This window comes from Deltaproteobacteria bacterium (genome assembly GCA_005879795.1).
In the GTDB taxonomy this organism is placed as follows: domain Bacteria; phylum Desulfobacterota; class Binatia; order DP-6; family DP-6; genus DP-6.
On the sequence record VBKJ01000193.1, the window covers coordinates 1 to 24,304 of the forward strand.

Here is a 24,304-nt window from a genome sequence, read left to right on the forward strand (position 1 = left end):
TCGGCGCCCGGCATCGCCTGGAGGAGGTAGCCGCCGGCCGCGCCGACCCGGCCGTCGGCGTGCACGAAGACCCCGACGCCGACCACCGAAGGGATCTGCTCGGAGCCGGCGAGGTAGCTCGCCACGTCGGTCCCGATCTCCCCCGACACGAGCGGCACGATGCTGCGATAGGGCGAGGCCTCGCCGAGCGGGATGCGCATCACGCAGAGGACGCCGCGCCCGACCGCGCCCCCGACGTCGAGCTTGCCGGCGCGCGCGGGCAGATGGGTCTGCGGTCGCGACACGAAGCCGCGCACGTGGCCGCCCGGCGTGGCGTCGACCAGGATGCTGCCGAGCGGCCCGTCGCCGCTCCACTGGAGCGACACGCGTTCGTCGGCCTTCGAGAGCCCGCCGAGCAGGAGCCCCGCCGTCAGCGCGCGCCCGAGCGCCGCCGTCGCGGTGGGCAGCGTCCCGTGCCGTACCCGGGCCTCCTCGACCAGCTCGGTGGTGACCGCGGCGAGGCCGCGCACCGTGCCGTCGGCGCTCAGGGTGCGCGCCAGGCGGTCAGCCACGGCGGGCCTCTTCCATGGCGCGCGCCATCTCCGCGGCGCCCACCAGGCGCGCGAAGCGCCCGCGCTCACGGCCGTCCGGACCGAGGAGGACGAGCGTCGGCACGCCGGCCACGCCGAACCGGCCGGTGAGCGAGTTCGAGCGCTCGTCCTCGGTGGTCACGTCGACCTTGACCATCACGAAGTCGGCCGCCGCGCGCACGACCGCGGGGTCCCGGAACGTGGTGCGGTCCATCTCGCGGCAGGGCAGGCACCACGCGGCCTCGAAGTCGATGAGGACGGGCCGGCCGCGCGCGAGCGCCTCGTCGGAGAACGGGACCCAGGCGATGGGGCTCTCGGTCTCGGCCCCCAGGAGCCCGGCCAGCGCGAACGCCACCAGGGCTATTCCCGCGGCCCGCCGCGGCCAGCGCATCACGGGCGGCGTGGCGGGCCCGAGGAAACCCAGCACGACACCCGCCGCGACGAGCAGCAGGACCGTCGTCACGCGCACCCAGGCGTCGGGAAGGAGCGGCGCGACGAAGTAGAGCGCGAGGCCGAGGAGCAGGAAGCCGAAGATGCGCTCCACCCACTCGAGCCACGCGCCGGCGCGCGGCAGCACGCGGAGCCGTCCGGCCAGCGCCGCGAGCGCGAGGTAGGGCGCGCCGAGCCCCAGCCCGAGCACGAAGAAGAGCGCGAAGCCGAGCGCCACCGACTGCTGCGCGCCGACGAAGAGGAGGAGCGCCAGCACCGCGGGCCCGATGCAGGGCGCCGCGACGACCCCCATGGTGAGGCCCATGAAGAAGGCGCCCAGGTCGCCTTCGCCGAGGCGGCCGAGGCGCTGCATGACCGGCGACGGAACGCGCAGCTGATAGAAGCCGAAGTTGCTGCCCGCGAGGCCGACGAGCACGAGCGCGATCGCGGCCAGGACCGCGGGGCGCTGGAGCGCCGAGCCGAAGAGCGAGCCGGTGAGCGCCGCCGTCACGCCGAGGATCGAGAAGGTGAGGCAGATGCCGAGCACGTAGAGGAGCGCGCGCCGAACGGCCTGCGCCCCCTCGGCCCCGGTCCGGCCGCCGAAGAAGGCGACCGTCACCGAGATGAGCGGGTAGACGCACGGCGTGAGGTTCAGCGCGACGCCCACGAGCGCGACCCAGAGGAAGGTGAGCGGCCAGCCCCAGCGCGCGATCCAGCCCGCCACCTGGTCCTTGCCCCCGGCCGGCGGCGCCGGGGCGCCCTGCGGCGCCGGCGCGTCGAGCGCCGCCACGAGCTCGAGCGTGCGCGGGGGGAGGCAGCGCGAGTCGTCGCACGCCTGGAAGCGGAGCGCCGCCTTGAGCGGCCCGCCACCCGCGGCGGGCGCGCCCTCGAGCGTCGCCACGAAGCGGACCGTGCCGTCGTAGAGGAGGAGGGTGTTGCCCCCGGAGAACCCGAGCCGCTTCTCCACCGGGGACGGATACTGCACCTCGCCCGCGCGTACGCCCGGCGGCGGCGTCAGCGTGACCGTGGTCGGGATCAGGAACTCGTCGCGCGGCCGGTGCGCGTTCACGTGCCAGCCGGGGGCGATCGTCGCCTCGACCACCGCCTGCCCGCCGCTCGCGGTGAGCTTCGCGCGCACCACGTCCTCGGGCAGGGGGGCCGCGGACACCAGAGCCCCCAGGCCGATCAGCACGGCCGCCACGCCGACGCGTCGCATCGCTCGGGACCTCAACGGACCTTGAACAGCCTCGGGATGCGCGGCGTCGCGGAGCTGAGACCCGGCTCGTCGAGCGTGAGCGGCACGGACTCGATGATCTCGAGCCCGTAGCCGGGCAGGCTGACGAGGCGCAACGGGCGGTTCGTCAGCCAGCGGAGCTTGCCCACGCCCACGTCGCGCAGGATCTGCGCCCCGATGCCGAACTCGCGGAAGTTCGCGAGCCACGAGGCGCCGAGCGCGGTGCTCGGCGCGCGTACGCTGTCGGTGCGCGGCTCGGAGAAGAGGTCGAGGCCGCGGCCGTCGCGGCGGAGGTAGAGGATCACGCCCTTGCCCTCGGCGGCGATCCGCTCCATCGCCTTCTGGAGGAGGCTCCGCGTGTCGCGCTCGCGGTAGCCGAAGACGTCGCCCGGCAGGTACTCGAGGTGCGTGCGCACGAGCGTCGGCTCGTCGGCACGGATGTCGCCCTTCGCCAGCACGAGGTGCTCGCCTTCGTCGACGTCGGTGGTGTAGACGAGGGCGCGGAACTCCCCGCCGTGGCGGGTCGTGATGCGCGCCTCGGCCGTGCGGTGCACGAGCGAGTCGTGACGGCTGCGGTACTCGATCAGGTCGGCGATGGTCGCGATCTTGAGGGCGTGGCGGGCCGCGAACTCCTCCAGGTCGGGGAGCCGCGCCATGGTGCCGTCGTCGCACAGGATCTCGCAGATGACGCCCGCCGGCGCGAAGCCCGCGAGGCGTGCCAGGTCGACGGCGCCCTCGGTCTGTCCGGCGCGGACGAGGACCCCGCCGCGCCGGGCGCGAAGCGGGAAGACGTGCCCCGGGCTCACGATGTCGGCGGGCGTGGCGTCGGGCCGGATGGCGGTGCGGATGGTGGTGGCGCGGTCGACCGCCGAGATGCCGCGCCCGATGCCGTGGCGCGCGTCGATCGAGACCGTGAACGCGGTCCCGAGGGGCGCGCGGTTCTCGCTCACCATCATCGGCAGGCCGAGCTGGTCGCAGCGGCGCTCGGTCAGCGAGAGGCAGACGAGCCCGCGCCCGTGAGTTGCCATGAAGTTGATGTGCTCGGCGCTGACGCGCTCGGCCGCGACGCAGAGGTCGCCCTCGTTCTCGCGGTCCTCGTCGTCCATGAGGATGATCATGCGGCCGGCACGGATCTCGGCGAGGGCCTCCTCGATCCCGACCACGTACGGGCTCTGGCGGCGGGGGGACATCGACGCTTCGGATGATAGTCGCGGTGTCGGGGCGAGGCCAGCCCTTGCGCGCGTCCCTCGACCGGCTCTACGCGGGCGCGAAGACGTCCTCGGGGACGACGGTCAGCCCGGGGAAGACCGCGGCCCGAGCCTGGCACGGCAACAGAGCGTCAGTCCAGTGCCCCGATGGCCGGCGCCGCCGCGGGCGCGCCGAGCGTCCGCCACGCGATCGCGCCGAGGACGATCGCACCGCCGAGCAGGGCAGAGCCGCTCGGCGCCTCGCCCAGGACGAGGAGCACCCACAGCGGGTTCGCGACCGGCTCGAGCATGGTGACCAGCGCCGCCTGCGTCGCGCTCACGTGATGCAGCCCGCGCAGGAAGAGCGCCTGCGCCGCCGCGATCTGGATCGTGCCGAGCAGGACGAGGATCGCGGCCGAGCGCGCGCCGACCCCCGGGTCGCGGAGCACGAGCGGCGCCAGCGCCGCGGCCGCCAGCACGTTGCCCCAGGTGACCGCCGCCTCCGCGCTCGCCCCGCGCTCGCGGCGGAGCAGCAGCACGAGCCCGGCGTAGAAGACGCCCGAGACGACCGCCACCGCGTCGCCGGCGGGCGCGCGCGCCTCGAGCGGGCCTCCGAAGAAGAGCGTCATGCCGCCGAGCGCGACCGCGATCGCGAGCGCGTCGCGCGATTGCCGGGGCTCGCCCACCACGAGCGGCGCGAGCAAGAAGACCCACACCACGCCGCTGTACTGGAGGAAGATCGCGTTGGCCGCCGTCGTCCACTTGGTCGCGACCACGAAGGTCGTGAGGCACGCGGCGCAGCATGCGCTCGCGGCGAAGAAGCCCGGCCCGCGGCCGCCGAGCCTCGGCCGGAAGAAGAGGAAGAGGGCGACGGCCGCGGTCGCGGAGCGGTAGGCGGCGATCTTCAAGGGCGGCTCGGCGACCGCCTTGATGCCGATGCCGCCCAGGGACCAGAGGAGGGCGGCACCCGCGACCTGGCAGGCGCCCCGGCGCTCCGCCGTCACTCGACGGTGACGCTCTTCGCCAGGTTGCGCGGTTGGTCCACGTCGGTGCCGCGGTAGACCGCGACGTGGTAGGCGAGGAGCTGGAGGGGGATGGTGAGCAGGGTCGGCGTGAGGAGCTCATTCGTCCGCGGGACCGTGAGCACGTCGGCCGCCACCGCCTCCAGCTCGGGCGAGGGCGCGTCGGTCACCACGATGATGCGCGCGCCGCGCGACTCGACCTCTTTCAGGTTGGAGAGGGTCTTCTGGAAGACGCCGTCGTGCGGGATGAGCACGACCACCGGCATCTGCTCGTTGATGAGCGCGATCGGCCCGTGCTTCATCTCGCCCGCCGGGTAGCCCTCGGCGTGGATGTAGGAGATCTCCTTCAGCTTGAGCGCCCCCTCGAGTGCGACCGGGTAGTTCACCCCGCGCCCGAGGTAGAGGAAGTCGGAGGCCTTGCCGTAGCGCCTGGCGATGCGCTCGACGGCCGCCTCGTGCGCGAGGATGTCCTTCACCGCGTGGGGCAACACGACCAGATCGCCGAGGAGCTTCCGGCCCCGCTCGGCGTCGACCAGGCCGCGCTGGCGCCCGAGGTGGAGGGCGAGGAGGTAGAGAGCCGTCAGCTGGGTCGTGAACGCCTTCGTGCTGGCGACGCTGATCTCCGGGCCGGCGTGGGTGTAGAGCACGGCGCTCGACCGCCGCGCGATCGAGGAATCGACCACGTTGCAGACGGCGAGGACGGGGGTGCCCTTCTCGTGCCCCGCCTCGACCGCCGCCAGCGTGTCGGCCGTCTCGCCCGACTGCGACACCACGACCAGCAGGGTGCGCGGGTCGAGGAGCGGGTCGCGGTAGCGGAACTCACTCCCGTAGTCGACCTCGCAGGAGAGGCCGGCCAGGCGCTCGAGGAGGAACTTGCCGACCAGGCAGGCGTGCCACGCCGTGCCGCACGCGACCAGCACCGCACGCTGGATGGGCGCCTCCAGGAGCCGGTCGACCTCGGCGTCGAGCTGGACGGCGCCCGCCTCCTGCACGATGCGGCCGCGCATGGTGTCGATGATCGCCTGCGGCTGCTCGTGGATCTCCTTCAGGAGGAAGTGCTTGTACCCGCCCTTCTGCGCCGTGACCGGGTCCCAGGTGACGGTGCGCGGCGCGCGCGCGACCGATTCCCCCGCGAAGGTCTGGAGCTTGACGCGGTCGGCGGTGAGCTCCGCGACCTCGCCGTCCTCCAGGAAGACCACGCGGCGAGTGTGCTCGAGCAGCGCCGGGACGTCGGAGGCGATGAAGTTCTCGCCCTCGCCGAGCCCGAGCACGATCGGCGTGGCGCTCTTGGCGGCCACCAGGCGGTCGGGCTCGCTCTCGGAGAGGACGACGATCGAGTAGGAGCCCTCCAGCTGCTGGATGGCGCGCCGCGTGGCCTCGAACAGCCCGCAGCCGCGCTGCACGTGCTCGTCGATCAGATGCGAGATGACCTCGGTGTCGGTCTCCGAGGCCATCTTGCGGCCGCGGCGCTCGAGCGCGGCGCGCAGCTCCAGGTAGTTCTCGATGATGCCGTTGTGGATGAGGACCACTTTGCCGGCGCGGTGCGGGTGCGCGTTCTGCTCCGAGGGCCGGCCGTGCGTCGCCCAGCGCGTGTGGCCGATGCCGGGCGTGCCGCCGAGCGGCTGCTCGCGCAGGAGCGCCGCCAGGTTGTCGAGCTTGCCGACGCAGCGGCGCACCTCGACGCGGTGGTCGCTGACGGCGGCGAGCCCGGCCGAGTCGTAGCCCCGGTACTCGAGCTTGCGGAGCCCCGCCATGAGGATCGAGCTCGCCTCGCGCGGCCCGACGTAGCCGACGATGCCGCACATGGCTCAGCGCCTCCGTCGCGCGCGCGCCGGCGCGGCCTTCGGCCTGCGACGCGACACCCGCATCGGCGCGGGCTTCGCGGCCACCTTGACCGGCCGCCCGGCGGCCAGCGCGCGCTTGCGCGCGACCCAGCCCGCGACGTGCCGCTGCGGCACGCGCGAGACCACGAGCGTCCCCGGGGGCACGTCGCGCGTCACCGTCGTGCCCGCGCCCACGTACGCGTCGTCACCCACCGACACCGGCGCCACGAGCTGCGTGTCGCTGCCGATCTGGACGCGGGCGCCGATCGTGGTGCGGTGCTTCGTGAAGCCGTCGTAGTTGCAGGTGATGGTGCCGGCGCCGACGTTGGTGTCCGGTCCGATCTCGCAGTCGCCCAGGTAGGCGAGGTGGTTCGCCTTGGTGCCGGCGCCGAGCACCGCCTGCTTGGTCTCGACGAAGTTTCCGATGTGGACCCGCTCGGCGAGGCGCGTCCCGGGCCTGAGACGCGCGAACGGACCTACCCGCGCATCAGGCCCGACCTCGGCGCCGTCGGCGACGCAGCCGAAGAGAAGGTGCACGCGGTCGCCGAGCGCGGTGTCGACCAGGTAGACGGTGCCGTCGAGCCGGCAGCCCTCGCCGATGCGGGTGCGGCCCCGGAGCTGCACGTTCGGCCCGATCACCGTGTCGCGCCCGATGGTGACCTCGGGGCCGACGTAGGCGGTCGCCGGGTCATCGAAGGTGACCCCCGCCGCCATCCAGCGCTCCACGATCTCGGCCCTCAGCTTGGTCTCCATCTGCGCCAGGTCCGCCCGCGTGTTGATGCCGGCCAGCTCCTCCGTCGAGCCCGCCGCCACGGTGTGGACCCGATGCCCCGCACGGGCCGCGAGGCCCACCACGTCGGTGAGATACAGCTCACCCTGCGCGTTGTCCGGAGCGAGCTCCGCGAGGAGCCGGAAGAGCAGCTCCGCGCGGGCCGCGTAGAGACCCGGGTTGACCTCGGTGATGGCACGTTGGATGTCGCTCGCGTCCCGCTCTTCGACTATGCCGGTGACCTGGCCGTCAGCTCCTCTCACAATTCTGCCATAGCCGGCGGGACGTGCGAAGCGGAGGGTGACCAGCGTCAGATCCGCCTCCGCGGCGCGATGGGCATCGAGCAGGGCGCGGAGCGTGGCGGGGCGGATGAGCGGCACGTCGCCGTAGAGGATGAGGACGTCGCCCCTGAACCCCGCGAAGGCCGCGGCCGCGCAGGTGACCGCGTGGCCGGTCCCGTGCTGCTCCGGCTGGAGGACGACGCGGAGGTCCCGGATCCCCAGCAGGCCCGCATCGGCCACTGCGGCGCGCACGGCATCCGCCTGGTGGCCGATCACGAGCGCAACCCGGTCGGGGTCGAGCGCCGCGAGCGTGACGAGGACGTGGCAGACGAGGGGGCGGCCCGCGAGCTCGTGCAGCACCTTGGCGCGCCGGGAGCGCATGCGCTTGCCCAGGCCCGCAGCCAGGACGACCGCGCCGAGCGGACGGGGAGCCGGCACCGCCCGGCCCGCTATCACATCGCTCCCGGCTTTGCAGCCGCGCCCGTCGTTTCTTGCAGCTCGGAGCGCGATCGCGCACAATGCGAAGGTGGCGGGCTGTATGAGCGGCCGATTCGGTAGAGCGGCGGTGGTGGTCGGATGGATGCTGGCGGCGGCCGCCTGCAATCCGCTCGACCGCTTCCGCCCGACCTCGGTGAACGTGCCGCCGCGGCCCCTCGCCGACGACGACGAGCAGCTCGCCTGGGCCGAGCACGAGCCGTGGGTCGTGGTGGTGCGGAAGTCGTGCCGCACGCTCGACGTGTACCGCTACGGCGCCCGCATGCGGACCTTCCCCGCCGTCTTCGGTTTGAACGGCTCGGGCAGCAAGCTCTACGAGGGCGACCTCCGCACGCCGAGCGGCCTCTACATGATCGTCGACAAGCGCCTGCACCCGCGCTGGCGGCAGTTCCTGCTGCTCGACTACCCCAACGTGCAGGATCTCCATCGCTACTGGCTCGCGATGGAGAGGGGTGGCCTCCCGCGTCGCGGTGACGGCTACGTCGGCGCGGGCGGCGCGGTCGGCATCCACGGGACGGACAAGCCGGGCCTCAACACCCGCAACGTCGACTGGACGTGGGGCTGCATCTCGCTGCAGAACGCCGACGTCGACGACCTCGCCCGGCTCGTTCCGGTGGGGACGCTCGTCCTGATCGAAGAGTGAGCTACGCCGTCTCGACCGTGATGCGCCGCGCGCGGGCGCGCTCCGCCTTCGGCAGCCTGAGCTCGAGCACGCCGTTCTTCATCTGCGCTTTGATCCCGTCGCGGTCGATCATCTCGCCGAGCGTGAAGCGGCGGTAGTAGCTGCCGACCCCGTACTCGCAATAGAGCGGCTTCAGCCCGTCGTAGTCGCCGGTGCGCACGCGGCCCTCGATCGAGAGCTCGTCGCCCTCCAGGTCGACGTCGACGCCGTCGGACGGCACGCCCGGCATGTCGGCGACCAGCACCAGTTCGTCCCTGGTCTCCAGGATGTCCACCGCCGGCTGGAAGTAGGCGCCCGGCCGCGTGGTCTCTTCGCGGCGCTCCACCTTCTGCTTCGGCCTCGCCTCGAGTTCGTTGGGTGCCATCGCTTAGTCCTCCTCGTGGTTCATGCGGCCTGTATCTGGACGCGACGCGGGCGCGCCTCCTTGGCCTTCGGGAGACGCACGGTGAGCACGCCGTCGCGGTACTCCGCCTTGGCCTCGTTGCTTTCCAGGCGGCCCGGGATGCGCACGACGCGGCGGAACTGGCCCGAACCCCGCTCGCGCCGGTGATACGCGGCCTCCCGGCTGGGCTCCGCAAAGGGCCGCTCGCCCCGCAGGGTGAGAGTGTCGTCCTCGACCTCGATGCCGATCTGGTCGGGCGTCACTCCCGGCAGCTCAGCCTTAACGACGTAGGCCTCCCCCGCGTCGAAGACGTTGACGGGCGGGAAGAGACGGGACGGGCCGGCCGGGCCGAACGCGGCATCGAGCATGCGGTCGAGCTCGGTCTGCAGCTGCTCGAACGGATCCAGGTACACGAGTGCCATGACGCACCTCCTCTTTCGCGGTCCGCCCGCCACCGGGGCGGGTCATCGGAACTGCGGCAAACCTAAGACTGCGGGGTTCGCTGTCAACCCCGGCGGGCAGGCTCACGCCGGCTGCTCGAGCAGCCCCCGGAGCATCCGTTCCAGCTCGGGGAGCCAGTCGTCGAGCGGGGTCTCGGACTCGACCCGGATCTCGAGCTTGCCGTTGGAGAGGACGCACACACCGCCCGGGTGCGCCGGCTTGAGCGGGATGACGACCGCCTCGCGGGAGATGCCGAGCCGGTCGAGGATCGCGAAGATGCGCTCGATCTCGGCGAGCGTGACGGCGCGGAGCGGCATCACGCCTCGGTGACGGCGCCGAGCGCCCGCGCCGGCGCCGGCCCGCGCAGCTCGCGGTACCAGACCCGTACCGACTCGACCACGATCAGGGCGACCAGCCCCATGAAGAGCGCCGTGACGCCCGCGTCGAGCCGGAGGTTGAAGATCTGCGCCCGCACCTCGCCGAGCCGGGCGGCCGAAATCTCCCCCGCCGCCAGCCGCTCGGCGAGGCGCCCGGCCTGCGCCAGGAAGCCGATGGCCGGATCGGCGGCGAAGATCTTCTGCCAGCCCGCCGTCATGGTGACGGCGAGCAGCCACGCGAGCGGCACGAGCGTCGTCCACGCGTAGCGCACCCGCCCGCTGCGGACGATGATCGTGGTCGCGACGGCGAGCGCGATGGCGGCCAGAAGCTGGTTCGAGATGCCGAAGAGCGGCCAGAGGATGTTGATGCCGCCCAGCGGATCGACCACCCCCTGGTAGAGGAAGTAACCCCACGACGCGACCACCAGCGTGCTCGTGACGAGCACGCTCGGGTACCAGCTCGTCCGCCCGAGCGGGGCCCACACGTGCCCGAGGAGATCCTGGAGCATGAAGCGTCCGACGCGCGTGCCCGCATCGAGCGTGGTCAGGATGAAGAGCGCCTCGAACATGATCGCGAAGTGGTACCAGAGCGCGAGGGCCGCGCCGCCCAGCGTGGAGGCGAAGATGTGCGCCATGCCGACGGCGAGGCTCGGCGCCCCGCCGGTGCGCGCGAAGAGAGTGCGCTCGCCGATGCGCTGGGCGAGCTCGTCCATCTCGGCGGGCGTGACCGTGAAGCCCCAGCTCGAGATGGTGGCCGTCGCGGCGGCCGGGTCGGCGCCCACCACGCCCGCCGGGCTGTTGATCGCGAAGTAGACGCCCGGCTGGAGCGCCGCCGCCGCGATCATCGCCATGATGGCGACGAACGCCTCGAGCAGCATGCCGCCGTAGCCGATCATGGGCGCGTCGGTCTCCTGGCTGAGCAGCTTCGGCGTCGTCCCCGATGAGATGAGCGAGTGGAAGCCCGAGATGGCGCCGCAGGCGATCGTGATGAAGCAGAACGGAAAGACCTTGCCCGCGAAGATGGGGCCGGTCCCGTCGACGAAGCGGGTGATCGCGGGGAGCTGGATCTCGGGCCGCATGACGACGATCCCCAGCGCGAGCAGGGCCACCGTCCCGAGCTTCACGAAAGTCGAGAGGTAGTCGCGCGGCGCGAGCAGCAGCCAGACGGGCAGGGTCGAGGCCGCGAAGCCGTAGAGGATGATGGCCCACGCCAGCGTCGGTCCCGTGAGCGTGAGGGCCGGCCCGAGGACCGGATGCTGATCCACCCACCGCCCGCCGAGCAGCGCGGCGGCGAGGAGGACCAGGCCGATCGCCGTCGCGCCCTTCACGTCGTGCGGGCGGAAGCCCTTCATGTACCAGCCCATGAGCATGGCGATCGGGATCGTCATGCCGACCGTGAAGGTGCCCCAGGGGCTCTGCTTGAGCGCGTTCACGACCACGAGCGCCAGCACGGCGATCAGGATCACCATGATGAAGAAGACGCCGAGCAGCGCCGCGAAGCCGCCGAGCGGCCCGATCTCGTCCTTCGCCATCTGCCCGAGCGAGCGGCCGTCGCGCCGCAGGCTGCCGCACAGGATGCAGAAGTCCTGGACCGCGCCGCCCAGCACGACGCCGGCCAGGATCCAGAGCGTGCCCGGCAGGTAGCCGAACTGCGCCGCGAGTGTCGGGCCGATCAGCGGCCCGGGGCCGGCGATCGCCGCGAAGTGGTGCCCGAAGACCACCCAGCGGTTGGTCGGCACGAAGTCGCGCCCGTCGTTGATGCGTTCGGCCGGGGTCTGCCGGCGCGCGTCGAGCGCGAAGAGCCGGGCGGCGAGGAAGGCGCCGTAGAAGCGGTAGGCGATCGCGTACACGGCGGCGGCGGCGACCACGAACCAGACCGCGTTGACCGTCTCGCCGCGGAAGACGGCGAGCACGCCGAGGGCCCAGGCGCCCGCCAGCGCGACCGCGAGCCAGGCGAGCGCGCGCACGATCTCAGTGCACCTCGCCCCCGCCCGCGACCGTCAGCGTGATGCCGGTCACGTTCTCGGCGCGGCAGAGGTAGACGGCCGCATCGGCGATCTCCTCGGGCGTCTGCTCGCGTTTCAAATACGTGAAGCGCTGCACGAACTCCTCGAAGACGCGCTCCTGGGGCACGCCGAACATCTGCGAGAGGATCGGGTTCAGCACCTCGGTCCACATCGCCGTCTTGATGTAGCCGGGGCAGAGCGCGTTGACGGCGATGCTCATCGGCCCGAGCTCCTCGGCCAGCGCCTGGGTGAGCGAGATGACCGCGGCCTTGGAGGCGCAGTAGGCGGCGAGCCCGGCGCGGCCCGTCTTCCCCGCGACCGAGGCGACGTTCACGATCCGCCCGCCCCCGCGCTGCGCGAGCAGCGGGATGGCGGCGCGCGCGCAGAGGAAGACGCCCTTCACGTTGACGGCGAAGATGCGGTCCCACTGCGCCTCCTCCATGGCGGCGACGGGCGCGGCGGCGATCACGCCGGCGTTGGCGATGAGGATGTCGAGGCCGCCGAAGTGCGTCTCGACCGCGGCCATGAGCCGCGCGACCTCAGCGGAAGAGGTGACGTCGGCGGGGATGGCCACGCTGCGGTAGGCGTGGTGCAAGACCGCGTGAGCGGTCGCGTCGAGATCGTCGGTCGAGGCGAGGGCGTACGGCGTGGCGCCATCGGCTGAGCGCGCGATGTCCGACACGGCGACCTCGCAGCCTGCCTGCGCCAACGCGACGGCGATGGCGCGCCCGAGGCCGCGCGCGGCGCCGGTGACGAGGGCGACCTTGCCTTCGAGCTCCATGGCTGCGTCCTTACGCCACGCTACCGGATCGCGTCCAGCCCCGTGATGTCCCGGCCCACGATGAGGGTGTGCATGTCGTACGTCCCCTCGTAGGTGTTCACCGTCTCGAGGTTCATCATGTGGCGGATCACCGGGTACTCGTTGACGATGCCGTTCGCCCCCAGGATGTCGCGGGCGAGACGCGCGATGTCGAGCGCGACGCCGGCGTTGTTGCGCTTCGCCAGCGACACCTGCTCGGGCCGCATCGTGCCCGCGTCCTTGAGCTGCCCGAGGCGCCAGGCGAGGAGCTGGCCCTTGGTGATCTCGGAGAGCATGTGGACGAGCTTCTGCTGCGCCAGCTGGTAGCCGGCGATCGGGCGGTCGAACTGCCTGCGCTCCTGCGCGTAGCGGAGCGCGGTCAGGTAGCAGGTGCGCGCCGCGCCGAGCGCGCCCCACACGATCCCGTAGCGCGCCTGGTTGAGGCACGAGAACGGGCCGGCGAGGCCCTCGGCGCCGGGCAGCAGCGCCGAGGGCGGCACGCGCACGTCCTCCAACACCAGCTCCGAGGTGATCGAGGCGCGGAGCGAGAACTTCCCCTTGATGTCGTGCGCCGAAAAGCCGGGCGCGCCGGACTCGACCAGGAAGCCCCGGATGGTCTCGCCGTCCTTCGCCCATACCACCGACACGTCGGCGATCGAGCCGTTGGTGATCCAGCGTTTCACGCCGGAGAGCACGTACCCGCTCCCGTCGCGCCGTGCGCGCGTCTCCATGCCGCCCGGGTCCGAGCCGTGGTCGGGCTCGGTCAAGCCGAAGCAGCCGATCGCGCGCCCCCGCGCCATCTCGGGGAGCCAGCGCTGCTTCTGCTCCTCGCTCCCCCAGCGCCAGATGGCGAACATCGCGAGCGAGCCCTGCACCGAGGCCATCGAGCGGAGCCCCGAGTCCCCCGCCTCGAGCTCCTGCATGATGAGCCCGTAGGCGACGTTCGAGAGCCCCGCGCAGCCGTAGCCCCTCAGGTTCGCGCCGAAGAAGCCCAGCTCGCCCATGCGCGGGATCAGCTGGCGCGGGAACTGCTCGTCCGAGTGGCAGCGCTCGATCACCGGCAGCACCTCGCGCTCGACGAAGCTCCGGACGCTCGCCCGCGTCATGCGCTCCTCCTCGCCGAGAAGCGCGTCCAGCCCGTAGTAGTCGACCTCGCCCGCGGTCATCGGGACCCCCTCGCCGCCCGCCCGGTTGCAAGCCGGCGGGCGGGCTCCTATAAGTTGTGCTCACGCTGCATCGATCATCGCATTAGCGTGCACCTCGAGACCCTCAAGGTCTTCTGCGACGTGGTCGAGACGCGGAGCTTCTCCGCGGCCGCTTCCCAGAACTTCGTGACCCAGTCGGCGGTCAGCCAGCAGATCCGCACCCTCGAGGACCGCTTCGGTCGCCGACTCCTCGAGCGGACGCGCGGCAACGTGCAGCTCACCCCCGCGGGCGAGATCCTTTACCAAGTGAGCAAGGAGATCGTCCAGCGCTACCAGGACATGGAGGCACGCCTCCAGGCGCTCGCCCACGTGATCGCCGGCACGGTCCGGGTGGCGACCGTCCACTCGATCGGCCTCTACGAGCTGTCCGCGCAGATCAAGCGCTACCTGAAGGCCTGCCCGCAGGTCCACCTCCACCTCGCGTACAGCCGCTCGAGCCGCATTTACGAGGACATCTCGAAGGGCAACGTCGACGTCGGCGTGGTGGCATATCCGGCGCGGCGCCCCGGCATCACCGTGCTGCCCTTCCGCAACGACCGCCTGGTGCTCGTCTGCCCGCCTCACCACCCGTTCGCCAGCCATCGACGGGTCTCGATCCGCAAGCTCGCCGGCGAGCCGCTCGTCGGCTACGAGCGCGACATCCCCACCCGGAGGGAGACCGACCGGCTGCTCAGGCGCTATGGCGTCGAGGTGCGCTATGTGATGGAGCTCGACAACGTGGAGACGATCAAGCGGGTGGTCGAGATCGGCACCGGGCTCGCCATCCTGCCCGAGCCCGCGGTGCGGCTCGAGGTGAAGTCGAAGACGCTCGCGGCCGTGCAACTCTCGGACGAGGTCTTCCTCCGGCCGCTCGGGATCATCCACCGGCAGGGCAAGCACTTCTCCCCGGCGACGGAGAAGTTCATCGAGTTCCTGCGCTCGCAATGAGAGCCGCGCGCGCCGCGGCGCTGGTGCTGGTTGCAGGCGCGCTCGCCTGCCGCGGGCCGCGCCCGGAGGGCCGAACGGCGACCTGCACGCACGTGCAGGCCGAGCGGCAGGTGTACGGCGCGGCGCTCTGCGAGGATGTGTGGGCGTGCCCGCGCCCGCCGGGCGGCCCTCTCGACCGCATCGGCCTCCATCGCCTCGCGCCGTGCGAGAGCGCGACCGGGCCGATCGTCCTCTACCTCCCCGGCATGCACATGAACGGCGAGCTGCCCATCGCCGAGCCGCGCCACGACCTGCGCGTCTACCTGGCCGCGGCCGGCGTCCGCACCTGGGGCCTCGACTACCGCACGCACGTCGTCGCCGCCGACGCCCCGGCGGCAGACCTGGCGGCGCTGTCGCGCTGGAGCGCTGATCTGTTCGTCGACGACGCGGCGTGGGCGACGGCCTTCGTGCGCGGCGCGGAGGCGGGGCCGCTCTATGTGGCCGGCTTCAGCCAGGGCGCCGCGTTCGCCTACCGCCTCGCGTCGCGCGAGGGACAGGAGCTGGCCGGCCTCCTCATCCTCGACGGCGCAGTGGGTGGAGGCCGCGCCCCGGCGGACGGCGGCCTGGCGATCGACGTAGGCGGGAGCCGCCTCCCGTTCGCCGAGCGGCAGCGGCTCCTGGCCGACGTCATCGCCGATCCCCTCCGCCCGTCGTCCTTGCCGGGTTTCGCGAACGCCGGCGCCGCGCTCGCCGACGTCCTCTACACGGCGCCCAGCTTCGGCGGGCGGGGCGGCCTCGCCAACACCCGCGACGGCCTCTCCGACGTGCGGCTCCTCGCCACGCTGCTCGCGAGCTACGATCGCTGGTGGCCGCACGCGGCCCTCGACGCCCCGGCACCGCCACGCCCGCGCCGCACGCTTCCCGTCCTCGCCTTCGCGAGCACGGCCCTCGGGGCCGAGTGGGTGAAGCGCGTACGCGACTCGGCCGAGGCCTACGGCGGCCCCAGCGCGACCGTGCGGGACCTCCCCGGCTACGGCCACCTGGACGTGCTGGTCGGCCGCCGCGCCGCGAACGACGTCTTCGAGCCGGCGCGCGCCTGGCTCCTGGGCGCGCGCTAGGCGCCGCTCCACGCTCGTCGGCGGGCTCGGGTTGACTCCCGAAACGGCCGCCCGGATACTCGGCCGCGCCCATGCGGAAGCGGCGGGTAGCAGTCGTAGGCGCCACCGGCGTGGCCGGGCAGCAGTTCCTGGCCTCGCTTGCCGGCCATCCCTGGTTCGAGGTGGCGGTGCTCGCCGCCTCGGCGCGATCGGCCGGCCGGCCGTACGGGGAGGCGATCCGAGAGGCGAACGGCGCGCGCCGCTGGTGGGTCGCGGGGACGGACCTGGCTCCGGAGTTCCTGGCGCTGGCGGTGGTGGACGCGGCTCACCTCGACCCGGGCGGCCTCGACATCGTCTTCGCCGCCGTCGAGAGCGACGCCGCGCGCGAGCTCGAACCGATGTACGCGCGCGCCGTCCCGGTCATCAGTACGGCGGCCGCCTTCCGCTCCGAGACTGACACGCCGATCGCGCTCCCGGGCGTGAACGTGGCCGCGCACCTCCCGCTCCTCCAGGAGCAGCGCCGGCGCCGCGGCTGGAAGGGGTTCGTGCTCCCGCTTCCCAACTGCACGACGGTCGGCCTCGCGATCTCGCTCAAGCCCCTCCTCGACGGCTTCGGCATCGCGCGGGTCCTCATGACCTCGCTGCAGGGCATCTCGGGCGCCGGGCGCTCGCCCGGCGTCGTCGCGCTCGACATCGTCGACAACGTGATCCCGTTCATCCCGAAGGAGGAGGAGAAGGTCGCCGCCGAGACGCGGAAGATCCTCGGCCGCCTCGGCGAGGGCGGCATCGAGCCGCACCCTGCGCCGGTGGGTGCGACCTGCACGCGCATCGGCGTGCTCGAGGGGCACACGCTGTCGGTGATGGTCGAGACGGAGCGGCCGTGTGACCCCGCGGCCGCGGCCGAGGCGATGCGCGCCTTCCGCGGCGACTACACCGGCCTCGGGCTACCGAGCGCCCCGGCGCACCCGATCCTCGTGCACGACGACCCCTTCCGGCCCCAGCCGCGCCTCGACCGCGACGCGGAGGGCGGGATGGCGACCAGCGTGGGGCGACTGCGCGCCGAGCCGGCGCTCCGCAACGGGCTCAAGTACGTCGCGCTGTCGCACAACACGCGGATGGGCGCGGCGCACGGGGCGGTGCTGGTGGCGGAGCACCTCTGCCACGCGGGCGTGCTGTAGACCCACAGAGGGTGGCGATCCAGCTTTCCTCCGCCTCGGAGCGGCTGGCCGCGAGCACCGCCCAGGGGGCACAGAGACCAAGCAGACCGATCACTGCGAAGCTCGACTTCATGTCATCTCCTCGTCGACGCCTCACCCTCGAGGTCGGCGGGTGGCCTTCTCTGCTGGAGGTAGCATGCGCCTTCGGTCGGCCCCAGTCCTGCCCGTCGCGCAGCTGCGGCGCACCGGACAGTCGCGGCATCGCGGCGCCCGCGCGACGCAGTACGTCGCCCCCAGGTCCATGAGCGCCTGGTTCCACTCTGCCGCCCGCCCGCGCGGCACGAGCGCCGCGGCGAGCGCCCACACCCGCCGCTCGCGGCGCGCGCTCTTCCGCCGCCCGCGGATTCCGAACGCGCGTGCCAGCACGCGCGCCGCGTTCGTGTCGACGGCGGGCACGTCGGCGCCGAAGGCGAGGCTCGCCACCGCCCCGGCGGTGTAGCGCCCGATGCCGGGGAGCACCCGGAGCTCCTCCGGCCGACCGGGCAGCCGGCCGCCCAGGCGCTTCACCACCTCGCGCGCCGCGGCGTGCAGGTTCCGCGCCCGGGCGTAATATCCCAGGCCGTCCCAGCTCTCGCGCACCGCGTCAGCGGGCGCGGCAGCCAGGTCCTCGAGCGTGGGGTAGCGGGCGAGGAAGCGCGGGTAGAACTCCGTTACGCGCGCCACCTGCGTCTGCTGGAGCATGATCTCCGACACCAGCACGGCATAGGGGTCGCGCACCCCTCGCCAGGGCAGGCGGCGCCGGTGACGGGCGTACCAGGCGAGGAGGCGGCGCCGGAAGGGGTGACAGGCGGGCGGCAGCAGTGGTGGCTTCGGACCCGCGCGCCGACCGGTTACAATGGACGCCATCGATGGGCTGGCTCCGCAACAAGGTCTTCGCCGTGGCCACCCGCGCGCTGACCAAGCCGCGCGGCAACTACACCCTCCTCCTGCCCAACGACTTCGATGCCCTGCTGGGCGTCATCCGCCCCGGCGACGTGATCCTGGTGGACGGTGACCAGCGCGTGAGCCAGGTCATCAAGTATCTCACGCAGAGCACCTGGTCCCACTCGGTCCTCTACGTTGGCGACGACCTCCTCCGCCGCTTCCCGGCCGAGCGCGAGGCGCTCATCGCCAAGCACGGGCGCGACGCCGAGCACATGATGATCGAGGCGCTCCTCGAAGGCGTGCTCGCCTCGCCGCTCTCCAAGTACGCGAGCTTCAACCTTCGCATCTGCCGCCCGATCGGGCTGCAGCGCGAGGACCTCCAGCGCATCCTGGACGAGGTGATCGCGCAGATCGGGCTGCGCTACGACGTGAAGAACCTCCTCGACCTGGCGCGCTACTTCTTCCCGGTGAGCCTGATCCCCCGCCGCTTCCGCCGCCGCGCGCTCCAGTTCGGGAGCGGGCTCACGACGCAGGTCATCTGCTCGAGCATCATCGGGCGCGCCTTCCAGAACGTCGGCTTTCCGATCCTGCCCGCGACGACGCCGGCGGCGACGGCACCACCGCGGCGGCGCCTGCTCGACCGCTTGCTCCGGCGCACGCCCCCGCCGTACCCGGCCGTCTTCCGGCGCCAGCTGCCCTCGATCATCACGCCACGCGACTTCGACCTCTCGCCCTACTTCGAGATCATCAAGCTCAATCCGGTCGAGGCGACGCACTTCGACTATCGTCGCATCCGGTGGGAGGACAGCGAGGCACGGGCCGCGGGCGGCTCGCGGTCCGGCTCCTGAGCGCCCGCTCATGGCGTCGCGGCCCCACCGCCGCCCAGCCTGAGGTCCGTCCACATCGGCGGGCGCGACATGCCACGGACATACTCTCCGCCGGCCCGGCGGGTCCATAGGCATGGGCCGACCGACGCGCGCCCTCGGCGGTGCCGTGGTCCTGGCGGCGGTCGCCGGCGGGCTCTTCTTCCAGGGCCTCGGCCGCTACCCGCTCCTCGATCCCGACGAGGCACGGCACGCCGAGGTCGCGCGCGAGATGGCCGCGGCGAGCGGGGTGCGACGGCTCTTCCTGCCCACGCTCGACCTCGAGCCGTACCGCGAGAAGCCGGCAGGCTACTACTGGCTGGTCGCACTCGCATACGGCGCTCTCGGCGTCGGTGAGGTGGCGGCGCGCGCGGTGAGCGCGCTCGCCGCGCTGGTCGCGGTGCTCGCGCTCTACGCCTATGCGCTGCCGCGCGGGGGCCCTCTGGCGGCACTCGGCGCGGGCGTGGTGGCGGCGACGAGCGTCGGATGGTTCGGCCTCGCGCGCTACGGAAACCTCGACATGACGCTCACCGCCTGCGTGACCGTCGGCGTGCTCGCTGGCCTCGCCTGGCTCGAGCGGCCGGCGCCGCGGCGCGGGCCGCTCGCACCGTACGTCGCCGCGGGGCTCGGGCTCGTCGTGAAGGGGCCGCTCGCGCTCGTGCTGGTCGCGGGACCGCTCGCGCTCGCGGCGCTCGTGCAGCGCCCACGGCCACGCGTCCGGGACCTCGGCCTCGTGCGCGGCACGCTCGTCGTCGTGGCGCTCGGGGCGTTGCTCTGGGTGCCGGTCGGTCTTCTCGACGCGAGCTACCTCTCCGCCTTCGCCGCCACGAACGTGCGGCGGCTGGGGGCCGAGAGCCCCCACGCCGGGCCCATCCACTACTATCTCCTCTGGGTGCCCGCGCTGCTCTTCCCGTGGACGCTCTTCGCGCCGGGCCCGCTCCGGCGCGCCGCGCGCGATCCCGGGCGGCGGGCGCTTCTCCTGTGGGCGCTGTTCGTGCCCGCGGTGCTGACGCTCGCGCGCGGCAAGCTCGCCACCTACGCACTCTCCGCGCTCGCGCCGCTGGCGCTCCTCGTCGGGCCGGAGCTGGCGAGCGGACCCGTGGCGGAGGATCGCACGACGCGCCGGGCGGGCGGCGCGCTCGCCGCCCTCGTGCTCCTGGCCGGGGCGGGCGCGGCGCTCTTCGCCGCGCCCGGCCACCTCGCACTCCCGGCGCGTGCGTCCCTTGCTGCGGCCGCCTCCGGCTGGGCCGTCGGCCTGCTCCTCGTGCTCCGCCCCGGGCGCGAGCACCTGGTGCCGGCCGCCGCGCTCGGGGCCGTGCTCACCCTCTACCCGCTCGCCGCACACTGGGTCGCCCCCGCGGTCGCGGCCCTGCACAGCGACCGAGAAGCTGCGCGCCTGATCGCGGGCGCCGGCGCCGGCCCCGTGGTTGCCTTCGGCATCCACGACCCGTCGCTCACCTTTTACCTCCGCGCGCCCGTCGTCCACACCGATGACCCGGGACTGGTGCGGGACCTCTTCGCCGGCGACGGGCTCGCGTTCCTGGTGACCGGCCCGCGGCACTTCGCCCAGGTGGAGCAGCTCCTCGGCGCGCGGGCGCGCGTCTGGTTCGAGACGCCGCGCCGGCGGCTCTACGCCAACCGCCCCGTGAACGGATCGACGTAGCGCGCGCTCGCGCCCAGCTCCTCGGCGATCGCCAGCAGCCGGTTGTACTTCGCGGTCCGCTCCGAGCGACACGGCGCCCCGGTCTTGATCTGTCCGGCGCCGGTCGCGACCGCGAAATCGGCGATGAACGCGTCCTCGGTCTCGCCCGAGCGATGCGACACGATCGCGCGGTAGCCCGCCTGCGCGGCACGCGCCATCGCGGCGCGCGTCTCGGTGACCGTCCCGATCTGGTTCAGCTTGACGAGGATCGCGTTCCCCACCTTCTGCTCGATGCCGCGCGCCAGGAGCTTCTCGTTGGTGACGAAGATGTCGTCGCCGACCAGCTGCACGCGGCGGCCGAGCGCGGCGGTCAGCCGCTGCCAGCCGGCCCAGTCGTTCTCGCCCAGCCCGTCCTCGATGGACACGATCGGGTAGGCGTCGCACCAGCGCTCGTAGAGCGCGATCAGCTCGTCGGCCGCGCAGCGCTTGCCGCCCGACTTGCGGAACACGTAGCCGCCGTCCGAGGCGAGCTCGCTCGCCGCCGGGTCGAGGGCGAGCGACACGTCGCGCCCGGGCGTGAGCCCGGCGGCGCCGATCGCCTCGACGAGGAGGTCGAGCGCCTGCTCGTGGCTCGCGAGCGCCGGCGCGAAGCCGCCCTCGTCGCCGACGGCGGTCGTGAGCCCACGCTGATCGAGGAGCCTGCGCAGCGCCTGATACACCTCGACGCCCTGGCGGATCGCCTCGGGGAAGGAGGGCGCGCCGTGGGGGACGATCATGAATTCCTGGAAGTCGAGCGGGTTGGTCGCGTGCCGCCCACCGTTGATGACGTTCAGGAGCGGCACGGGAAGGAGCGTCGCCCGCTCGCCGCCGAGGGCGCGGTAGAGCGGGCGAGCGGCGGCGGCCGCCGCCGCCCGCGCCGCGGCGAGCGAGACGCCGAGGAGCGCGTTCGCCCCCAGGCGCGACTTGTTCTCGGTCCCGTCGAGCTCGATCAGCCTGGCGTCGAGCGTGGGCTGGTCGGCCACGTCCAGGCCGCGGAGCGCGGGCGCGAGCACGTCGTTCACGTTCGCCACCGCCCGGCGCACGCCCTTGCCGCCGTAGCGTTGCCGATCGCCGTCGCGCAGCTCGATCGCCTCGTGCTCGCCGGTCGACGCGCCCGAGGGAACGGCTCCCGTGCCCGACGCCCCACCGGCGACCACCACCGTCGCCTCCACCGTGGGACAGCCGCGGGAGTCGAGTATCTCCCGCGCCCGCACGCTCTCGATCTTCGGCATTGCGGCCTCCTCGGATGACCTGCTACGTGGTCGGGGCGCGGTTACGCAGCACGACCACCCACACCTCGGAGAGGAGCGGCAGGACGGGGATCACCCGCTCGAGCGTCAGGTCGGCGGCCTCGACCTCGGCGGCCAGCGCGCGGCGGGTGAGCCGCGGGCTCCGCTTCGTCGGACGGCCGAGCAGGCGCCGCATCGACCGGCCGACGCTCTTCACGGTGTAGGGATGGCACACGGTGGCGATCAGCGGACCGTGCGTGAGCCCGGCCAGCGTGCGGAGCACGCGCGGCCGGCTCGGGGCCGGGACGTGCATCAAAAAGCGCACACACACGACCGCGTCGAAGCTGCGCGGGCGCCACGGCGGCGCCTCCAGGTCGGCGCGCAGGAGCCCGAGCGCATGCCCGCGCTCGGCCGCGACCTCGAGCATCGCCGGCGAGATGTCCGCGCCGACGATCTGGAAGCCCCGCGCCGAGAGGTAGTCCCCGATGATGCCGGTGCCGCACGGCACGTCGAGCACGAGGCGGCGGCCGTCGACGCCGGCGAGCGCGCGCGCGAGCACGCGTTCGAGGAGGCGGAGGTTCAAGCCGCGGACGAGACCGCCGTAACGGCGCCGCTCGTAGCGGCGCGCGTCGAAGTGACGATAGCCCCAGCGCGCGTCGTAGTCCGCCGTCGCGGGCGCCGGCATGCGCGGACCGTAACAGCGTGCCGTGCGGGGTGCAATTGCGCCCCGCCCCTCGCCGCATGACGGCGGCACGCGAGGCCGTCCTCCTCGCCGCCGGGTGCCTGGCGCTCTACCTGGCCGGCGCCGCCGACATCCCCTTCTACACGCGCGGCGAGCCGCGCGAGGGGCTGGTGGTCAGCGAGATGCTCGCGAGCGGCGAGTGGCTCGTGCCGGCGCGGCCCGAGGGCGAGCTGGCGCGCAAGCCGCCCCTCTACTACTGGGCCGCGGCGGGGGCGCTCGCCGCGCTGCCCGAGCGGCCCGAGCTGGCGCTCCGCCTGCCCTCGGCCGTGCTCGGCACCGCGGCGGTGCTCGGCACCTGGGCGACGGCGCGTGCCGTGTGGGGCGCGGCCGCCGGCCTCCCCGCCGCGCTCGTGCTCGCGACCACGTTCGAGTGGACGCGCGCGGCGGTGAGCGCGCGCGTCGACATGGCGCTCGCGGCCGCGCTGACCGTCGCGCTCGCGGGCTGGACGCTCGCGCTCGCCCGCGGCACGCCTGCCGCGACGGCGCTCGCCGCGCTCGGCCTCGCGCTCGGCACGCTCGCCAAGGGGCCGATCGCGCTCGTGCTCCCCGCCCTCGCCGCGGCGGCGTTGCGGCTCGCGCGGCGCGACGTCGGGCCGCTGCGCGCGCTGCCCGTGCTCGGCGTGGCGGCCGTGCTCGCGGGACTCTGGTACGCGGCCGCCTTCGCACGCGAGGGGAACGCCTTCCTCGACGTGGTGGCGCGCGAGAACTGGCTCCGCTTCGCCGGTGCGGAGGGCGCCGCGAGCGGGCACGCGCACGCCGCGGCCTACCTCGTGCCGCTCGGCCTCGTGGGCCTGCTGCCGTGGACACCGCTTCTCCCACTGGCGCTCGTCCCGCTCGCCGAGCGGCCGCGGGCGGCGGTAGTGCTCGCGGCGGCCTGGGTGGCGACCGGCGTCGCCTTCTTCTCGCTCGCGGCCGCGAAGCGGAGCGTCTACCTGCTGCCGCTCCACCCCGCGGTCGCGCTGCTCCTGGGCGCGGGCGTCGCCACCTGCGGCTCGGATGGGCGGCTCGCGCGGGCGGCGCGCCTCGGGGCCCATCTCTACGCCCCGGGGGCGCTTCTCCTTGCCGGCCTCGCCGGCGCCCTCGCCCTCGGTGCCGACCCCCTCGCGCTCGCGAGGCCCTGGCTCCGACCCGACGACGCGGCCGGGGCCGCGACGCTCGCCGGCGCCGCGCGCGGGGCGGCGCCCTGGCTCGCACTTCTCGCCTGCGCCACCGCCGTGGTCGTGCCGCTCGTGGCACTTTCCGCCCGGCGGGGTGAGTGGCGCAGGCTCGTCATCGCGGTCGCTGCGCTGTTCGGGCTCTGGACGGCGTCGTTCAACGTGTTCCTTCATCCGGCGATCGCCCGCGCGCGGAGCTTGAAGCCCTTCTTCGCGGACGTCGGGCACCTCCTGCCGCCGAACGTCCCCCTCTACACCCTCTACCCACCGGACCCGGGGCTCCGCTTCTACGCACCGCCGACGCTCCGGCCGTGGCCGAACCAGGGAATGGACGGCCGCGCGCGCCTGCTCCTCTGGGAGGACGAATGGCAGCGCCTGCGCGACACGAACGGGTCGACGCTCACCGTGCTCGCGCTGAGCGCGGCGCGGCAGGCCGGGCACGGCCGCCTGGTGCTGGTCGCGGCGCCGATCGGCCCGCTCGTCCCCGCCCCCGAGAGCGCCGGGCCACCCCCGCCGCTCGAGGTCAGAACGGGTAGTCGATCCCGGTGAAGATCGCGTTCCCCTCCGAGCCGCGGCCGATGTCGACGAAGCCGACGATCTGCGGCCGCACGACGCCGCGGAAGCCGAGGCCGTAGACGAAGTGCAGGTCGTCGACCGGCGAGTCGGTGACGCGCCGGAAGACCTGCCCGGCCTCCGTGAACGGCGCGAGCTCGATCTCGAGGTTGACGCCGAAGAGCCGCCGCTGGTAGACGCGCGTGCGCAGCTCGGCGGTCGCCAGCGAGCGATTGAAGTCGATGAAGCGGTGCGAGCCGAAGCCGCGCAGCGCCCTCCGCCCGCCGAGCGAGGACAG

The 24,304-nt window shown here is 73.4% G+C and carries 22 protein-coding genes; 7 read left to right on the forward strand and 15 right to left on the reverse strand.

The window, feature by feature from the left end:
- The 6 genes from E6J59_15815 to glmU all read right to left on the reverse strand — a co-directional run.
- Positions 1-620, reverse strand: a 620-nt coding sequence (locus tag E6J59_15815) for an Hsp33 family molecular chaperone HslO (GenBank protein TMB17613.1), incomplete at its 3' end; no start/stop codon positions are given.
- Positions 544-2,214: a DUF255 domain-containing protein gene (locus E6J59_15820; GenBank protein TMB17614.1), complete on the reverse strand. Its 1,671-nt coding sequence runs from the start codon at positions 2,212-2,214 to the stop codon at positions 544-546. The genes E6J59_15820 and E6J59_15815, both read right to left, overlap by 77 nt.
- Positions 2,215-2,225: 11 nt before the next feature.
- A complete protein-coding gene (gene ribB, locus E6J59_15825; protein TMB17615.1) occupies positions 2,226-3,422 on the reverse strand; it encodes a 3,4-dihydroxy-2-butanone-4-phosphate synthase in 1,197 nt (398 codons plus the stop codon).
- Positions 3,423-3,571: 149 nt separating this feature from the next.
- Positions 3,572-4,423, reverse strand: a complete 852-nt coding sequence (locus E6J59_15830) for a DMT family transporter (protein ID TMB17616.1) — start codon at positions 4,421-4,423, stop codon at positions 3,572-3,574.
- Entirely contained in the window at positions 4,420-6,246 is a 1,827-nt protein-coding gene (gene glmS / locus E6J59_15835; GenBank protein TMB17617.1) for a glutamine--fructose-6-phosphate transaminase (isomerizing), read from the reverse strand. Before glmS ends, E6J59_15830 begins: the two co-directional genes overlap by 4 nt.
- A gap of 3 nt (positions 6,247-6,249) precedes the next feature.
- Positions 6,250-7,695, reverse strand: coding sequence for a UDP-N-acetylglucosamine diphosphorylase/glucosamine-1-phosphate N-acetyltransferase (glmU, locus tag E6J59_15840; GenBank protein ID TMB17618.1), 1,446 nt, complete (start codon positions 7,693-7,695; stop codon positions 6,250-6,252).
- Here glmU and E6J59_15845 point away from each other — a divergent pair.
- A complete protein-coding gene (locus E6J59_15845; protein ID TMB17619.1) occupies positions 7,694-8,452 on the forward strand; it encodes a L,D-transpeptidase in 759 nt (252 codons plus the stop codon). The two genes, glmU and E6J59_15845, sit on opposite strands and share 2 nt — an antisense overlap.
- A 1-nt stretch (position 8,453) precedes the next feature.
- On the opposite strand, the gene E6J59_15850 is transcribed toward E6J59_15845, so the two are convergent.
- The 6 genes from E6J59_15850 to E6J59_15875 form a co-directional block, all read right to left on the reverse strand.
- Positions 8,454-8,855 (reverse strand): Hsp20/alpha crystallin family protein, encoded by a 402-nt coding sequence (locus E6J59_15850; GenBank protein TMB17620.1) that lies wholly within the window; start codon positions 8,853-8,855, stop codon positions 8,454-8,456.
- Between the two features lie 20 nt (positions 8,856-8,875).
- A complete protein-coding gene (locus tag E6J59_15855) occupies positions 8,876-9,295 on the reverse strand; it encodes an Hsp20/alpha crystallin family protein (protein TMB17621.1) in 420 nt (139 codons plus the stop codon).
- 102 nt (positions 9,296-9,397) lie between these two features.
- Positions 9,398-9,631 (reverse strand): hypothetical protein, encoded by a 234-nt coding sequence (locus tag E6J59_15860; GenBank protein ID TMB17622.1) that lies wholly within the window; start codon positions 9,629-9,631, stop codon positions 9,398-9,400.
- Complete coding sequence (locus E6J59_15865; GenBank protein ID TMB17623.1) at positions 9,631-11,661, reverse strand: carbon starvation protein A; 2,031 nt, start codon at positions 11,659-11,661, stop codon at positions 9,631-9,633. Before E6J59_15865 ends, E6J59_15860 begins: the two co-directional genes overlap by 1 nt.
- Before the next feature lies 1 nt (position 11,662).
- Positions 11,663-12,478, reverse strand: coding sequence for an SDR family oxidoreductase (locus E6J59_15870; protein TMB17624.1), 816 nt, complete (start codon positions 12,476-12,478; stop codon positions 11,663-11,665).
- A 20-nt stretch (positions 12,479-12,498) separates the two neighbouring features.
- Positions 12,499-13,662 (reverse strand): acyl-CoA dehydrogenase, encoded by a 1,164-nt coding sequence (locus E6J59_15875; protein TMB17625.1) that lies wholly within the window; start codon positions 13,660-13,662, stop codon positions 12,499-12,501.
- Between the two features lie 54 nt (positions 13,663-13,716).
- On the opposite strand from E6J59_15875, the gene E6J59_15880 reads away from it, so the two are divergent.
- From E6J59_15880 to asd, 3 genes are all read left to right on the forward strand, one after another.
- On the forward strand, positions 13,717-14,628 hold the full coding sequence (locus tag E6J59_15880; GenBank protein TMB17626.1) for a LysR family transcriptional regulator: 912 nt from the start codon (positions 13,717-13,719) through the stop codon (positions 14,626-14,628).
- Positions 14,625-15,725, forward strand: a complete 1,101-nt coding sequence (locus E6J59_15885; protein TMB17627.1) for a hypothetical protein — start codon at positions 14,625-14,627, stop codon at positions 15,723-15,725. The genes E6J59_15880 and E6J59_15885 overlap by 4 nt, the downstream gene beginning before the upstream one ends.
- Before the next feature lie 71 nt (positions 15,726-15,796).
- Entirely contained in the window at positions 15,797-16,882 is a 1,086-nt protein-coding gene (asd, locus tag E6J59_15890; protein ID TMB17628.1) for an aspartate-semialdehyde dehydrogenase, read from the forward strand.
- A gap of 132 nt (positions 16,883-17,014) precedes the next feature.
- Here asd and E6J59_15895 read toward each other — a convergent pair whose 3' ends face one another.
- On the reverse strand, positions 17,015-17,767 hold the full coding sequence (locus tag E6J59_15895) for an A/G-specific adenine glycosylase (GenBank protein ID TMB17629.1): 753 nt from the start codon (positions 17,765-17,767) through the stop codon (positions 17,015-17,017).
- Between the two features lie 2 nt (positions 17,768-17,769).
- On the opposite strand from E6J59_15895, the gene E6J59_15900 reads away from it, so the two are divergent.
- A complete protein-coding gene (locus E6J59_15900; GenBank protein ID TMB17630.1) occupies positions 17,770-18,633 on the forward strand; it encodes a lipo-like protein in 864 nt (287 codons plus the stop codon).
- A 112-nt stretch (positions 18,634-18,745) separates the two neighbouring features.
- A complete protein-coding gene (locus E6J59_15905) occupies positions 18,746-20,311 on the forward strand; it encodes a phospholipid carrier-dependent glycosyltransferase (protein ID TMB17631.1) in 1,566 nt (521 codons plus the stop codon).
- Here E6J59_15905 and E6J59_15910 read toward each other — a convergent pair.
- Both E6J59_15910 and E6J59_15915 read right to left on the reverse strand, forming a co-directional pair.
- Positions 20,278-21,561 carry a phosphopyruvate hydratase gene (locus tag E6J59_15910; GenBank protein TMB17632.1) on the reverse strand — a complete coding sequence of 428 codons (1,284 nt, stop codon included), beginning with the start codon at positions 21,559-21,561 and terminating at the stop codon, positions 20,278-20,280. The two genes, E6J59_15905 and E6J59_15910, sit on opposite strands and share 34 nt — an antisense overlap.
- A gap of 22 nt (positions 21,562-21,583) precedes the next feature.
- Positions 21,584-22,243 carry a class I SAM-dependent methyltransferase gene (locus tag E6J59_15915; protein ID TMB17633.1) on the reverse strand — a complete coding sequence of 220 codons (660 nt, stop codon included), beginning with the start codon at positions 22,241-22,243 and terminating at the stop codon, positions 21,584-21,586.
- A 56-nt stretch (positions 22,244-22,299) separates the two neighbouring features.
- On the opposite strand from E6J59_15915, the gene E6J59_15920 reads away from it, so the two are divergent.
- Positions 22,300-24,003 carry a phospholipid carrier-dependent glycosyltransferase gene (locus E6J59_15920; GenBank protein ID TMB17634.1) on the forward strand — a complete coding sequence of 568 codons (1,704 nt, stop codon included), beginning with the start codon at positions 22,300-22,302 and terminating at the stop codon, positions 24,001-24,003.
- Positions 24,004-24,304: the final 301 nt, after the last annotated feature.